The following is a 13,356-nucleotide window of genomic DNA, read 5'->3' on the forward strand; positions in this document are numbered from 1 at the left end:
TGAGCTGACGAACGCAGCGACCCGTCGCGCTGCAGCCCTGCCGCTTTTCCCATTCCCCATTCCCCATTCCCCACTCCCGGCCCCCAAGCGATGAGACCCGCCCCGCTCCTGCTGGCCTTGCTCGCGCTGTGGGCGCTGTGCGGCCTGGCCGTGGCACTGGGCTGGCTGCCGCTGTGGAGCTGGCAGGCGGTCGCGGCGGGCATCGCGCTGGCCGCCGCGCTGGATGCTTGGCGGCTGTGGCGGCGGCCGACGCCGCAGGTGCGCCGCGAGCTGCCCGAAGCGCTGCCGCTAGGCGTGCAGCGCGAGGTGGTGCTGCACCTGGACAGCGCGCAGCGCCAGCGCGTGGACCTGTTCGACCTGGTGCCCAGCGGCTGGGAACTGCAAAGCCTGCCGCAACGCATGACCCTGCCCGCCGCGCATCAGACCCAGGTGCGCTACCAACTGCGCCCGACCGCGCGCGGTCGCTTCGTCTTCGACGGCACCCACCTGCGCCTGCATGCGCCCTGGCGCCTGTGGCGGCAGCAACGCCTGGCCGGGCCGGCGCAGACGGTGCGCGTGTACCCGAACTTCGCGCCGCTGACCCGCTTCGCCCTGTTCAGCGCCGAACAGGCCTCGCGCCTGGTCGGCGCGCACCTGAAGCGGCGCCGCGGCGAAGGCACCGACTTCCACCAGATGCGCGAGTACCGGGTCGGCGACAGCCTGCGCCAGATCGACTGGAAGGCCACCTCGCGCGCGCGCAAGCTGATCTCGCGCGAGTACCAGGACGAGAAGAACCAGCAGTTGCTGATGCTGATCGACACCGGGCGGCGCATGCTGGCCAGCGAATCCGGTCTGTCGCACTTCGACCATGTGCTCAACGCGGCGCTGGTGGTGTCGTACCTGGCGCTGCGCCAGGGCGATGCGGTGGGCATGATGGCCAGCGGCGGCGACGCGCGCTGGGTGGCGCCGCAGCGCGGCATGGCCACGGTCGACGTGCTGCTGCGCGCCAGCTACGACCTGCAGCCGCAGCCGGTGGCCACCGACTACCTGGCCGCGGCCACCGAACTGTCGCTGCGCCAGCGCCGCCGCGCGCTGGTGATGCTGGTCAGCAACGTGCGCGACGAGGACATCGAAGACCTGCTGGCCGCGGTGCGCCTGCTGCAGCGCCGCCACCTGGTATGCGTGGCCAGCCTGCGCGAGCGCGAACTGGACCAGGCGCTGAGCGAGGAGGTCCACGACCTGCCGCAGGCGGTGCAGGCCGGCGCGGTGGCGCGCTACCTGCAGCAACGCAGCGCCGCGCACGAGGCGCTGCGCAGCCACGGGGTGATGGTGCTCGACGTCACCGGCGAGGAACTGCCCGCCGCCCTGATCGAGCGCTACCTGGCGGTGAAGCGCGACGGCTTGCTGTAGCGCGACGCTGCGGCCCGTGGCGTCGCTGCCGATCCCCTTTGCACGGGATGCCGCTTACGGTTGGCGGGAATGAGCGCCATCTCCGGCGCACAGACGCCTGCTCGGTGCGCAGGCTGTAATGGCGAAGCCGCAGCCGGCCACGGATCTGATCCAACAGCACGGTGGCCAGGTAAGCAGTGAGGCCTGCATCGTCCCAGGTTTCACTCATGCGCCTGCTCAATCGTCGGATAACGCAACCAGCATCAAGGCCAGAGCTCCGCGGTGCCATCCGGCAAGTCATTGGTTGCGGAGTAGGAGTTCCTTCTTCTCAGATCTCCAGCCTTGGTCGATACTGGGCGCAACACCGCTCACGCGGTCCAAGAGTTAGTAGGGCCTCAGGTGATGAGCGACAAATCCCTACCCATTGTTCTAATAGAACTCGCTGTCACGGCGGTCGCCGTCGCTGGGATCTTCTTTGCGCTGAACGTTGGCCAGGTACCCAACTGCTCTTCCATCGAGAGGCAGGCAATTTTTATGTGGATTCTTCCGGTCTCCGTCACCTTGGGGACTGGCTGCGTTACTGAGCTCCTGATCGGAATGCGCGAGGATTCGGGCTTGAGCAAGGCCATTAGCGCTCTATGTGCATTTTCCTTGGCGCTTCTCTGGGTGATCTACAAATGGAAGCTCAACGCAATTTCAACGCTTGCGTGCTGAAGCCTAGCGATGCATTCAAGCCGAAGTCGCTTTACGGCGCGGCTTAGCTCAGGCGTCAAGGCTCCTCCAGCGGATACAGCTTGAACAGCGCGCCGATCGCGGTGTCGGCAGCGGAGCGACCACGTCGGCGATTTGCAGAAGCACGGCGTCCTTCGTCTTACTGGTCATGGTGAGTGCGCGACGGACACAGCACTGACGCCGAGGCACACACCAGGCATTCCGAGCGCGCCCCCCGCCTCCGCGTTCTGGTGCCCATCGCATCACCTCCGGCAGTCCAACGCTCCAACCAACACCGCGCCGTCGTTTCCGTAAAGCGCGGCCATTGCGCAGGATCGATTGCATCCACGCCCTGCGCTCAAATGGCGGCTGCAACACCTCGCACTTCACGACCGCTCACGTCGCGGCAGGCACCGGCGGCAACTGCGCACTGGCCTGCTGCAGACGCTGCAAGGTCCGCAGCATCAGCGGCCGATGCCGTGCCAGCTTCATCCACGCCGGCAACCGCGCCACCATCGAGCGTCCGAACAGGCCACGGCGTTCGCGCAGCGTCGCCGCCACGTAGTCCTGCAACTCCTGCAGATGGCGCGGGTTGTAGGCCCAAAGCACGCCGGCGCGGGTCGGCGCGACCAGCGCCAGCGGCATGCCGAAATGCGGATCGTGGGGCGAGCCGTCGCGCATGCGATACGCGGTGACGGCCACTGCGCTGCTTTTCCCACACTGCGCGCAACGCCCGGACAAGGTCGCGGGCGCCGGGGTTGCGCCGGTCGACGTCGCACGGACCCGCACCCATTTGTGTCCGCAATGGCCGCAGGCGCGATGGCCTTCCAGTTGCACCGCGCCCACCCAGTCGTCGGCGTCGCTATCCAGCCCCGCGGCGCACTGCCCGCAACGGAAGCGTGCCTGCCAGCGATAGGGCTCCCACTGCGCCAGTACCCAGCCCGGCGCACCGCAGCGATGGCAGCGCACAGCCACCTGGTCCGCATAGGCGGCCAAGGGCGTTCCGTCGTTGCGATGCCGACGCGGCGCATCAGGCGACGTCGCGTCGGCGCGCGACACAGACTCACGCATACAGCACGCCCGGCCGCGCGTCCTCGACGATGGCGTGCGGCAGGAACCGCGCGCTGTCGCGGGTGATCGGGCCATCGTCCTCGCGGATGCCGATGCCGCAGGCGCGGTCGCCGACGATCCAGCTGCCGACCATCGGGTAGCGGCCCTCGAACGCCGGCAGCGGATGCGCTTGCTGGCGGATGTAGGGTCCGGCATAGGGGCCGTCGCTCTCCAGCACCCGGCCATCGTCCAGGTGCAGCACGATGTTGGCGCCCTCGCGCGAATGCAGCGGCTTGCGCACCCAACCCGGCGGCAATGCGCTGCCGTCGTCGAACGCAGCCGGCAGCAGGTTCGGGTGGCCGCGATGGCGCTCCCACAGCAGCGGCAGGATGCCCTTGTTGCTGAGCAGCGCCTTCCACGGCGGCTCCAGCAGGCGCAGGCCCGAGCCCGGCAGGGCCTGGCCGAAGCGCTCGGCGAACATGTCCTCCAGCGGATACAGCTTGAACAGCGCGCCGATCACCGTGTCGTCCAGGTCGGTATAGCGGCCGTCGCTGGACAGGCCGATGTCCTCGATGGCGATCAGCTCGCCGCCGACGCCGGCCTGCATTGCGCAGTCGCGCAGGTAGGCGATCGTGCCCTGGTCCTCCTCCGAATCGCGCACAGCGGCGAAGTACAGCGGCGGCGGCAATCCGCCGGCGAGCGCGGCGAAGCGCTCCAGCAAGGCTTCGTGGATGGAGTTGAACTGGTCGGCGTCGTCCGGCAATCGGCCCTGCGCGCGCTGGTCCTCCAGCCACTGCCACTGGAAGAACGCCGACTCGAACAGCGAGGTCGGCGTGTCGTAGTTCAGTTCGTACAGCTTGGCCGGGCCGCGGCCGTCGTAGGCCAGGTCCAGGCGTCCGTACAGATGCGGCTCGCGGCGCCGCCAGCTGTCGGCGATCCAGTCGCGGAACGCCGGCGGGATCGCCAGCCGCTGCATCAGCGCCTCGCTGGCGACGATCTCATCGAGCAGGCCCATCGCCATCGCGTGCAGTTCGGCGCTGGGATCCTCCAAATCGCGCTCGATCTGGCGCAGGCTGAACGCGTAGTAGGCACGCTCGTCCCAGTAGCGCTGGCCGTCGATGGTGTGGAAGCGGAAACCGTACTCCGCGGCCTGGGCGCGCCAGTCGCCGCGCTCGACGATCGCGATGCGTTTCATGCGGGGTCTCGTGCGATGAGGGAAAAAGCCGGACTCAGCTGCCGAAGCCGCGCCCACCGGCGGATTCGCCGAAACCGCCGCGGCTGACGGTGACCGCCCGGTTCGGCGTGGCGCCGATATGGGTCATGGTCTGGTTGCCGCGCAGCATCGTGCCGCTGGCAGCCGCACCGGCACCGCCGGCGCCGCCGGAATAGGAGGCCGGCCGCTGCCACTGGTTCTGCCGGTCCTGGTAGGCGGGAGCCGCATTGAACCCGGCGGCGCGGTTGTTGTTGAGCATCTGCGACAGGAAGAAGCCGGTCATCATCGGCCCGATGAAGGAATGGCCGTGGCTGTCGCGCTGCTCCACGCAGCGATCTTGCGCATAGTCCTGCGCGCATTGCTCGCGGCTGGCGTACTTGGGCCCCTGTTCCGCCGCCTGCTTCTGCGCCTGCGCGAAGGCCTCGCGGCAGGTGGCGATGTCGTGGGTCTGCGCCACGCAGGCATCCACCGAGGTGTAGAGACCTTCCTGGGCCTTGGCTTCCGGCTCGCGCCCGCAGGCGGTGAACAGCAATGGTGCCGCGCTCATCAGCAACAACGCGGTCGTCTTTGACCTTTTCATGGCAACGTCTTCCTGAGTCCAGGCACGATGATGCCCGGTTCCGCCGGCCGCGGAAACCCGCGGCCGGCGGTTGGACGTCGCTGCTGACGCAGTCGCGACGCGTCAGCTCGTCGGCGGCGGCGGCACGTAGCTGGACAGGCGCGCGTCGAAATACGGCTGTACCGCGGCGATGTTGGACTTGACCTGGATGTCCATGCCGACGTCGCGGCTCATGCCCAGCACGTCGTTGTCCGGCCAGCCAGGCCCGAAGCACCACTGCGTGCTGGGGATGTTGTTGGCCTGCAGGTGCGCGAGCATGCGCTTGGTCGCCAATTCCGCGCTGGCGTTGCCGGCCGGATAGCCGTGCTCGCCGAGAAAGCCGCGCTTGCCTCTGTGTCCCAGCCAGTCGATGAACGGCTTGACCATCTCGATGCCGGTGTCCGGCGCAACGTTTTCATTGGGATTGGCCCAGGCGCCGCCTCCGCGGCCCTCGTTATCCAGATAGTTGTGCGCCTCGTAGACGATGCGGTCGTACGGGTCGGGGATCGTGTCCAGGTTGTTCGACGCCTCTTTCCACCGGCGGGCGCTGGCGTATTCGTTGCCGCAGACGAACACGTAATGCGACCGGTCGAAATCGAAGATGCGCGCCGCGGTGGCGGTGGCGGTGCGCAGCCAGTGGTCGGCCATCACCAGCTTGCTGCCGTCGGCGTTGTACTCCGGCCCCTCGTAGGGCTCGTTCATCAGGCCCCAGCCGAAGATCGCCGGATGCGAGCGGAAGCGCTGCACGATGCGGCTCCACAGATCGGGCAGGCCGGCGGCGTTGTACAACGTGCAGCCCGGCGTGCCGATCACGCGGTACTCGTAGAGCTTGAGCAGGTTGTCGGCCGGGTCGAAGTAGGCCAGGTACAGGAAATTGCCCTTGCGGTAGGTGCCGTTCCACACCGTTTGGTCGGCGGGGTCGGTGACCGCGCGGCCATCCGGCCCGATCAACTGGCCGGAGCCATCGCGCCGGTAACCGGACTTGCTCGCGACCTTGATCGGCAGGCGCATGTAGTCGTGCAGCTCCAGGATCGCCACCTTGCCGCGCAGCGCGAGCCGGTCCAGCACTTTCTCGACCTGGTCGCAGTACGTGGCGTTGAGCGGCATGCCCTGGCCGGTGCTGAAGCGTGCGGCGGTGGTGGGCAGCCGGAACAGCGGGCAGGCGCCAGCGGCGACGATGTGCTGGTCGCGGATGTCGCGGTAGTGCCGGTCGATGACGGCGTTGTCGACGAAGTTGTTGGACGCCAGCCCGGACAGATTGAGGCCGGCGAACGGCAGCGTGCCCGCGGCGCGGGCCTGGCCGCCGAGGCCCCACAGCGCGGCGCCGGCGGCGATGCCGACACCGGCGCGCAGCACGCTGCGGCGGCCCGGATCGGCCGGGGTGGAAACAAGGGACGGGGTGGGGGAGGAAACAGCGGAAGACGACGAACGCACATGCCGAAGCATGGACACCTCCTGTGGTCATGATGGGCGAGCCGGGCCTACGCCCCCTGACGCACCGGCCACCGCAGTCTGCCAAGCGTGTTCGGGCAGGTCTGCGAACCGCTTCTCACTCCTGGCCGGCGCGCGGTGGCGCCAGCGTGCGTGCTAACGTGGTCGGCCCACCGGTGGGCGTCCACGACGGTTGCAGCAGCAACGATCCGATCGCGCCACCATCGCCAGCCTCCCCGCCCGCTCGTTCGCTGCTCCCATGCCCGACTATCGCTCCAAGACCTCCACCCACGGCCGCAACATGGCCGGCGCCCGCGCCCTGTGGCGCGCCACCGGCATGCAGGACGCCGACTTCCACAAGCCGATCATCGCCATCGCCAATTCCTTCACCCAGTTCGTGCCCGGCCACGTGCACCTGAAGGATCTCGGGCAACTGGTCGCGCGCGAGATCGAGCGCGTCGGCGGCGTGGCCAAGGAGTTCGAAACCATCGCCGTGGACGACGGCATCGCCATGGGCCACGACGGCATGCTGTACTCGCTGCCCAGCCGCGAGATCATCGCCGACTCTGTGGAGTACATGGTCAACGCGCACTGCGCCGATGCGCTGGTGTGCATCTCCAACTGCGACAAGATCACCCCCGGCATGCTGATGGCCGCCCTGCGCCTCAACATCCCCACCGTGTTCGTCTCCGGCGGGCCGATGGAAGCCGGCAAGACCAAGCTCGCCGACCACAACCTGGACCTGATCGACGCGATGGTGATCGCCGCCGATCCCACCGCCTCCGACGAGAAGGTCGCCGCGTTCGAGCGCAGCGCCTGCCCCACCTGCGGCTCCTGCTCGGGCATGTTCACCGCCAACTCGATGAACTGCCTGACCGAAGCGCTGGGCCTGGCCCTGCCCGGCAACGGCACCGTGGTCGCCACCCATGCCGACCGCGAGCAACTGTTCCTCAAGGCCGGCCGCACCGCGGTGGAACTGTGCCACCGCTGGTACGGCGCCGAAGACCCGCGCGCGCTGCCGCGCGGCATCGCCACCTTCGAAGCGTTCGAGAACGCGATGACCCTGGACATCGCGATGGGCGGCTCCACCAACACCATCCTGCACCTGCTCGCCGCCGCGCAGGAAGCCGAGGTGCCGTTCACCCTGCGCGACATCGACCGCCTGTCCAAGCGCGTGCCGCAGCTGTGCAAGGTGGCGCCGAACACGCAGAAGTACCACATCGAGGACGTGCACCGCGCCGGCGGCATCGTCGCCATCCTCGGCGAACTGGCGCGCGGCGGCCTGCTGCACACCGACCAGGCCACGGTGCACAGCCGCAGCCTGGCCGACGCCATCGCGCAGTGGGACATCACCCAGAGCGACGACCCCGCGGTGCAGACCTTCTACCAGGCCGGGCCGGCCGGCATTCCCACCCAGGTCGCCTTCAGCCAGGCCACGCGCTGGCCGAGCCTGGACGCCGACCGCGCCAGCGGCTGCATCCGCGACGTCGCCCACGCCTACTCGCAGGAGGGCGGGCTGGCGGTGCTGTACGGCAACATCGCCGAGGACGGCTGCGTGGTGAAGACCGCCGGCGTGGACGAATCCATCCACGTGTTCGAGGGCAACGCCAAGGTGTTCGAAAGCCAGGACGCCGCGGTCAAGGGCATCCTCGCCGACGACGTGAAAGCCGGCGACGTCGTGGTGATCCGCTACGAAGGCCCCAAGGGCGGCCCCGGCATGCAGGAAATGCTGTACCCGACCTCGTACCTGAAGTCCAAGGGCCTGGGCAAGCAATGCGCCCTGCTCACCGACGGCCGCTTCTCCGGCGGCACCTCCGGCCTGTCGATCGGCCACGCCTCGCCGGAAGCGGCGGCGGGCGGCGCCATCGGCCTGGTCCGCGACGGCGACCGCATCCGCATCGACATCCCCCAGCGCAGCATCGACCTGCTGGTCTCCGACGCGGAACTGGCCACGCGCCGCGCCGAACAGGACGCGCGCGGCTGGAAGCCGGCTGAGCCGCGCCCGCGCAAGGTGAGCACTGCATTGAAAGCCTATGCGTTGCTGGCGACCAGTGCGGACAAGGGGGCGGTGCGGAACAAGGCGATGCTGGACGGGTGAGGCGTTGTCATGGGGACCGTGGAGTTCCACGGCCCCCATGGCGTTCCGGCATTGCACTGTGGGAGGGACTTCAGTCCCGACGCGGGATCACAAACGCCCAAGGCTATGCTGCTTTTCTGGACACATGCGGAGGACGTGCGCGGCCTGCCCCATCCGCGCTGAATGCCGTTCACCATTGACCAGGATGAAGCGCCCCATCCAGCCAACAGACATTTGCTCGGTACGCAGGCTGTCATGCCGAAGTCGCAACCGGCCCGCACCTGCTCCAGCAACCTCGGCGGTTGATGCGCCATTACACCTTCATCGTCACGGGTGTAACTCATACGCCAGCTCGAACATCGGATAACGTAGCCAGCATTGGCACACGGAGCCGCGGCCACCATCAGGCAAGTCATTGATGCAGGGTGGGAATTTCCCGCTTTGCAGACGTCTGGCGTTGGTGGATACTTGGCGCATCACCGCTTTTGGGCGGTCCAATAGTAGTTAGGCTCATCAATCGAGCGCATTGCTGACCGCTTCAAATCCAATCATCAACACCATGAGTGCCAGCGACTTCGACCTAACACTGCAAGAGCTGCATCAAAAATCGGTGCAGCGCCTAATTGCGGCTGAGACATACGATGCAGAAGCCTTCAATCAACTGAAGAGCTATTTGTTCGAGAAATCGAGCGCCATCAAACAGGAGCATGTTGTCTCCAAGCAGGTTTTATCTGTCATCTTGGATGCAGCTCGCATCATCGAAAGTCGGGCTGAATACATGCCCACGGTGCGAGAGCAGCTACCACTCGCAAACGACTTTCACATGCTTCTTGGGCTGATAGCAATTGGTGAAGCTTGGGGCGATAGAACGCCTGGCGTTCCCCGTGTTCGGTAGGCCAGTCAATGACCTCCGGTGCTATCTCAATTCCTGTTCCGTCGCCTGCTAGTGCAGGCCTGGTGGTACTAGCCAGGCCTTCCACTACACGCCCCAGCCTAACTGGTTGTTCAACAGGACGTCTACCAGCTTCGCTGGCAGTCGCCTGTTAACGCGGGCGTTGAGCATCACAAGTATGAGCTACACGCTGCAGGCAGTGATCGCAAAATCGGGAGTGCTTCCCGATTCTTTACCGTTCGAGTTGGAACGGGTCCAGCTCCAAAGTGGCTTCGAGCTCGTTCCGCTCACATCAAATATTCGAGATGTCCATGGGATTGCCTTCTGTCCACTGACTGATGAAGGAGACGAAGAGCTTCCACTGTCACTCCTGAAACTTTGCGAGCCTTTGAGTGCAGGCGGAGAAGTTGCCTACATAGAAGCAGAGATTTTTGGTGGAGCGGGAATGCAAGCTCACGCAATTTTCGCTCATGGCAAAGCAATCGGGTCGCCAGTAGTCGCTCAATCCGCCATCAACACTGCTCTTGTTAGGCTGGGCGCAGAGCGAGGAGAAGCCACGGACGAATTCGAATCGATCGGTCTAGGTTTGAACCGAGATACAGATCAATGGGTGCCGAGAACATGACGCCCAACCAATCGTTCCATCGGACCGGTCCGGCGGCTGCTGAACTCAAACGTTAGGTGCCATGTCCAAGCTCCTCTCAATCCTGCTATCGACAGTTCTGCTCGGTGGATACTCCGCCGCTGCATGCAGTTCTTCACTGGACCTGTATGGTGCTTTCTTCAAGGCCGGCCATCCCATCAAGGGCGAGACGATCGACGAGGCTGTTACTGGGGCAGACCAAATTGCCAACTTGAATCGCTCTGTCGAGCTAATCAAGCGCTACCCGGACGTCAGGTTCGAGATTGCGGGCCATACGGATCAGTATGAGTGTTCCGGGCAAGAGTGCCGCTATCTCGCCCAACGTCGAGCGCTTCTCCTATACAGGTTCCTGCTAGCCGCTGGCGTAGATCCGCTTTGTGTCATTGCTCTAACCGAGTACGGGACCACTCGCCCGATCGCTGGCAAACGGGAGGAGAACTCGCTCAATCAGCGCGCCGAGCTAAACGTTGACATTGAGCCGTAAAGTGCTCCAGCATGACACCTAACAATTCATTCAAGCCGATGCCGCTTCGCGGCGCGGCTTAATTCAGGCGTTAGGCATAAACGTAATGTCTGTCGAAATCGCCGAGTTCCGGCAAATGCTGGAGGCGGGGCAGCGCTACCTGGGCGGCACTTGCTCCATTCAAGAGCTCAACGGCAGCGTCAACCAGTGCCGCGACGCGGCTCGGTTCTGGGGCGGTCATCCAGCGCTGGCGCAAGTCGTGGACGATTGGTCCCAAGTTGTTGACCGGCGCTGGAACGAATGTGGGCATTCGCCAGATCCACTCACCGAACAACAGTTCAAGTCCTGGCTGGGCCAGCAGCTCACACTGCTTTCGGCACATGCCTAACATCTCGTTCAACGCGGACGCACTAACGTGCGCCGCTTAACTCCAGCGTTAGGGCCATGCAAGAGGTTTATCGCTACAGCTATCTTTGGAATGGAACACAACTGGGTTGGACGCTGATGCGCGTCAACCGACAGTCCATGTCACTTTGCATTATATTTTCTGAGCAAGGTCCAACTGTTGCGGAACTGAAAGCTGTAAGAGAAGTAGTGCCCTCATACAAAGGCCTAACCTCCTCCGAAGTTCTTCGGGCGCTGCGCGGCACATCGAAACTTAATGTCGATTTCCCGGACTCACAAACAGGTCGGCGCATCGCCTTGATATGCCGCCAGCATGGCCTAGTGATAGAAGAGTACGCTCAAGACCAAAGCGGCTTCCTACTTTTCAATGAGCTCACAAAAATGGCGCTAGTAATTGAGGATGAAGTGGTGGGAGAAGCCGTAAAGGATGAAGCACTCCGGAGAGGTGTTCCGGTGAGGCACATAGAAGCATGAAACAAAACCCCAAAACCGTGCCTACGTTCCACGACCTAACCGTTTGGTCAAGCCGACGCCTACAAGCTTCGCTCGCAGGTGCCCTCCGCACTTCGTGCTCCGGCACGGTTTATCGCGGGCGTTAGAGCCGATGATCAAGTCCGCAGCCATTGTCAGATTCGCGACGTTGCTTCTGGCTTTAGCCTCATGGTTGGTCGCTATCCTATTCTTGATAGCTGCACTACATGCCGACGCAACCGTTCCTCCTGGCCAAGTTAACGAGTCCATGCTCGGATACGTGATATCTTTGGTTCTTGCACTGACAGGCTTGGCTCTACTTGGCGTTTCCCGCATCCACCACAAGGATCGTCCTGCATCATCCGCGGATGCACAGGACCCGAGCAACGGGTATGAGTATAGGAATGGGCTATAACAATTCATTCAAGCCGAACCCGCTTCGCGGGCCGGCTTAATTCTGGTGTTAGGTGCGCCCATGCACTCTCGCTCTCTTGCCTCAGTTCTGATGCTTCTCGCGCTGTCTTCCTGTGCGCAAGAGACACCCCCTATCGAAGATCGGAAGGAAAAGATCAAGGTCATGGAATCCAACGCAACAGGGGCATCGCTCGAGCGGAGAACACGTTCAGTCGCCCGACTCAAATCGGAAGGGGTGCCATTCATTGAACATCTTCCGGCAATTGAGGATGTCCGTGATGTCAAACGCAGGACCAAAGAGGAAATTGCGTGGCGAGCAATGGCCCTACTAGTCGTGGCCGTTAAAGGTGAAGGCCTAGAGCAGCCTATTGTCGACAAGATCGTCAAAGACTATGGTCTCGATGGACACTTAACGCCCAACGAGGCGGCCTTCGTTCAGCAGCAATCTCCTAATACCCATGACCGAATCCAGTTTGCTTGGCGGTATGAGGCTGCATGGACTCTGCTGTGGTCGCTTGGCTACGTCGAGGCCTTGGGGAAGCCCACCGAAATCTGCGACGTCCCACGCGCTGTGAAGTTCCTACACGAACGCACTTCCTCACAGTTTATTTCTGATTCCAAGCTACGGACCATAGAAGAGATCCTGGATGAGGCGGATCTAATCTATCGCTATCACTGGGCGGTAGTTGATGCCAGGATAAACGGCAAGCAAGCCCCAGCATCTCTAGAGCCGGGAGTAACCATGGAGAGGCACCATGCCCTCAACTGGCTCATTGGATATATGGATCAAGAGTGGGATGACATCTCGACAGACACCTAACAATTCATTCAAGCCGACGCCTTTGGCGCGGCTTAACTCAGGTGTTAGGCTCTCCATACTCCACCCATGAAGAAGATCATCACCTCAACGCTCGCGGCGCTCGGCAGAGCATCGTCCGCGCAGGCGGATCCAGTGCAAACCATCGACGCGAAGTCGATTCGGTTTTCGATGCCAACCGTCGCAGCCGATCAGATCGACTTCGTGATCCCGACCAAAGAGTCGTTCGAAGGGGCGCCACAGTTTCACGAAGACGAATGGCGGCAGTTGGAGTTCTTTCCGGTCGCGCGCCTTCAAGAGATCAAGCGGCGATTGGCTGAATACAAGTCCTTTGAGCTGGGCCATCGCACTCAATACGGGTGGACGGAAATCTACGCGAGGCGCTTAGCGCCATCCGAGGTGGTAGCGGGCGATGATGCGGTTGCTCAAGTCGGCAGGGTAGTTGGTGCCAAACTCGCCCCCTCACCTATCCTCACCACCGCGTCGCGTCCACTTGGGCAAGTCAAGGGCGGCTTCACGCTAACAATCGGTGGGGGAGTCTTTCTCTACGGGATTGCCAGCCAAGGTGAGGTTGTCGCGCTCGGCGCCATGGTGGAGCGCGGCGGAGAGGATCTCAAACTGACCCACGCATTTGCTCAACTGAACAAGACGTACAAGCTCATCCTGGTGGACTGGCGCTCTCAGCTGGTGCTCGTGTCGCTTGCGCTGTCCGGGGATGTAGATGTCTGGCGCCCATGAGCCTAACCCCTCCATCAAGCGAACGTCTTTGAGCTGCCTGCGCCAGCCCAAAGCCGCCGCTCATG

14 protein-coding genes and 2 pseudogenes are annotated in these 13,356 nt (G+C 63.9%); 10 read left to right on the top strand and 6 right to left on the bottom strand.

The window, feature by feature from the left end:
* Positions 1-90: 90 nt before the first annotated feature.
* Positions 91-1,389 (top strand): DUF58 domain-containing protein, encoded by a 1,299-nt coding sequence (locus RAB71_RS19815; protein WP_029561732.1) that lies wholly within the window; start codon positions 91-93, stop codon positions 1,387-1,389.
* Positions 1,390-1,415: 26 nt separating this feature from the next.
* On the opposite strand, the pseudogene RAB71_RS19820 reads toward RAB71_RS19815, so the two are convergent.
* Positions 1,416-1,597 (bottom strand): annotated as a pseudogene (locus tag RAB71_RS19820) (recombinase XerD); the annotation flags it as partial.
* Between the two features lie 173 nt (positions 1,598-1,770).
* Here RAB71_RS19820 and RAB71_RS19825 point away from each other — a divergent pair.
* Complete coding sequence (locus RAB71_RS19825) at positions 1,771-2,082, top strand: hypothetical protein (protein ID WP_010340346.1); 312 nt, start codon at positions 1,771-1,773, stop codon at positions 2,080-2,082.
* Positions 2,083-2,475: 393 nt separating this feature from the next.
* On the opposite strand, the gene RAB71_RS19830 is transcribed toward RAB71_RS19825, so the two are convergent.
* From RAB71_RS19830 to RAB71_RS19845, 4 genes are all read right to left on the bottom strand, one after another.
* Positions 2,476-3,075, bottom strand: a complete 600-nt coding sequence (locus RAB71_RS19830; RefSeq protein ID WP_010340345.1) for a hypothetical protein — start codon at positions 3,073-3,075, stop codon at positions 2,476-2,478.
* 67 nt (positions 3,076-3,142) lie between these two features.
* Positions 3,143-4,324 carry a glutathionylspermidine synthase family protein gene (locus tag RAB71_RS19835; protein ID WP_010340344.1) on the bottom strand — a complete coding sequence of 394 codons (1,182 nt, stop codon included), beginning with the start codon at positions 4,322-4,324 and terminating at the stop codon, positions 3,143-3,145.
* A 34-nt stretch (positions 4,325-4,358) separates the two neighbouring features.
* Positions 4,359-4,922, bottom strand: coding sequence for a DUF1190 domain-containing protein (locus tag RAB71_RS19840; protein WP_029561730.1), 564 nt, complete (start codon positions 4,920-4,922; stop codon positions 4,359-4,361).
* Positions 4,923-5,024: 102 nt separating this feature from the next.
* Complete coding sequence (locus RAB71_RS19845) at positions 5,025-6,386, bottom strand: cellulase family glycosylhydrolase (RefSeq protein WP_040900535.1); 1,362 nt, start codon at positions 6,384-6,386, stop codon at positions 5,025-5,027.
* Between the two features lie 244 nt (positions 6,387-6,630).
* On the opposite strand from RAB71_RS19845, the gene ilvD reads away from it, so the two are divergent.
* A complete protein-coding gene (ilvD, locus tag RAB71_RS19850; protein WP_010340341.1) occupies positions 6,631-8,469 on the top strand; it encodes a dihydroxy-acid dehydratase in 1,839 nt (612 codons plus the stop codon).
* A 141-nt stretch (positions 8,470-8,610) separates the two neighbouring features.
* Here ilvD and RAB71_RS19855 read toward each other — a convergent pair.
* A pseudogene (locus RAB71_RS19855) lies at positions 8,611-8,792 on the bottom strand (recombinase XerD); the annotation flags it as partial.
* Positions 8,793-9,007: 215 nt separating this feature from the next.
* On the opposite strand from RAB71_RS19855, the gene RAB71_RS19860 reads away from it, so the two are divergent.
* From RAB71_RS19860 to RAB71_RS19890, 7 genes are all read left to right on the top strand, one after another.
* Positions 9,008-9,343 carry a hypothetical protein gene (locus RAB71_RS19860; protein WP_138985702.1) on the top strand — a complete coding sequence of 112 codons (336 nt, stop codon included), beginning with the start codon at positions 9,008-9,010 and terminating at the stop codon, positions 9,341-9,343.
* A 175-nt stretch (positions 9,344-9,518) separates the two neighbouring features.
* On the top strand, positions 9,519-9,965 hold the full coding sequence (locus tag RAB71_RS19865; protein WP_138985701.1) for a hypothetical protein: 447 nt from the start codon (positions 9,519-9,521) through the stop codon (positions 9,963-9,965).
* Between the two features lie 61 nt (positions 9,966-10,026).
* On the top strand, positions 10,027-10,467 hold the full coding sequence (locus RAB71_RS19870; RefSeq protein ID WP_010340340.1) for an OmpA family protein: 441 nt from the start codon (positions 10,027-10,029) through the stop codon (positions 10,465-10,467).
* Between the two features lie 85 nt (positions 10,468-10,552).
* A complete protein-coding gene (locus RAB71_RS19875) occupies positions 10,553-10,834 on the top strand; it encodes a hypothetical protein (RefSeq protein WP_010340339.1) in 282 nt (93 codons plus the stop codon).
* 56 nt (positions 10,835-10,890) lie between these two features.
* Positions 10,891-11,325, top strand: a complete 435-nt coding sequence (locus tag RAB71_RS19880; protein WP_138985700.1) for a hypothetical protein — start codon at positions 10,891-10,893, stop codon at positions 11,323-11,325.
* Positions 11,326-11,797: 472 nt separating this feature from the next.
* Positions 11,798-12,556, top strand: a complete 759-nt coding sequence (locus tag RAB71_RS19885; protein WP_040900533.1) for a DUF4272 domain-containing protein — start codon at positions 11,798-11,800, stop codon at positions 12,554-12,556.
* A gap of 66 nt (positions 12,557-12,622) precedes the next feature.
* Positions 12,623-13,291 (top strand): hypothetical protein, encoded by a 669-nt coding sequence (locus RAB71_RS19890; RefSeq protein ID WP_010340337.1) that lies wholly within the window; start codon positions 12,623-12,625, stop codon positions 13,289-13,291.
* Positions 13,292-13,356 lie beyond the last annotated feature (65 nt).

The organism is Xanthomonas sacchari, from assembly GCF_040529065.1.
GTDB lineage: Bacteria > Pseudomonadota > Gammaproteobacteria > Xanthomonadales > Xanthomonadaceae > Xanthomonas_A > Xanthomonas_A sacchari.

What these genes read in the sequence shown, in the direction of transcription:
- RAB71_RS19815 (WP_029561732.1), top strand. Translation starts at nt 91, where the DNA reads ATGAGACCCGCCCCGCTCCTGCTGGCCTTGCTCGCGCTGTGGGCGCTG.
- RAB71_RS19825 (WP_010340346.1), top strand. Translation starts at nt 1,771, where the DNA reads ATGAGCGACAAATCCCTACCCATTGTTCTAATAGAACTCGCTGTCACG.
- RAB71_RS19835 (WP_010340344.1), bottom strand. Translation starts at nt 4,324, where the DNA reads ATGAAACGCATCGCGATCGTCGAGCGCGGCGACTGGCGCGCCCAGGCC.
- RAB71_RS19840 (WP_029561730.1), bottom strand. Translation starts at nt 4,922, where the DNA reads ATGAAAAGGTCAAAGACGACCGCGTTGTTGCTGATGAGCGCGGCACCA.
- RAB71_RS19845 (WP_040900535.1), bottom strand. Translation starts at nt 6,386, where the DNA reads ATGCTTCGGCATGTGCGTTCGTCGTCTTCCGCTGTTTCCTCCCCCACC.
- ilvD (WP_010340341.1), top strand. Translation starts at nt 6,631, where the DNA reads ATGCCCGACTATCGCTCCAAGACCTCCACCCACGGCCGCAACATGGCC.
- RAB71_RS19860 (WP_138985702.1), top strand. Translation starts at nt 9,008, where the DNA reads ATGAGTGCCAGCGACTTCGACCTAACACTGCAAGAGCTGCATCAAAAA.
- RAB71_RS19865 (WP_138985701.1), top strand. Translation starts at nt 9,519, where the DNA reads ATGAGCTACACGCTGCAGGCAGTGATCGCAAAATCGGGAGTGCTTCCC.
- RAB71_RS19870 (WP_010340340.1), top strand. Translation starts at nt 10,027, where the DNA reads ATGTCCAAGCTCCTCTCAATCCTGCTATCGACAGTTCTGCTCGGTGGA.
- RAB71_RS19875 (WP_010340339.1), top strand. Translation starts at nt 10,553, where the DNA reads ATGTCTGTCGAAATCGCCGAGTTCCGGCAAATGCTGGAGGCGGGGCAG.
- RAB71_RS19880 (WP_138985700.1), top strand. Translation starts at nt 10,891, where the DNA reads ATGCAAGAGGTTTATCGCTACAGCTATCTTTGGAATGGAACACAACTG.
- RAB71_RS19885 (WP_040900533.1), top strand. Translation starts at nt 11,798, where the DNA reads ATGCACTCTCGCTCTCTTGCCTCAGTTCTGATGCTTCTCGCGCTGTCT.
- RAB71_RS19890 (WP_010340337.1), top strand. Translation starts at nt 12,623, where the DNA reads ATGAAGAAGATCATCACCTCAACGCTCGCGGCGCTCGGCAGAGCATCG.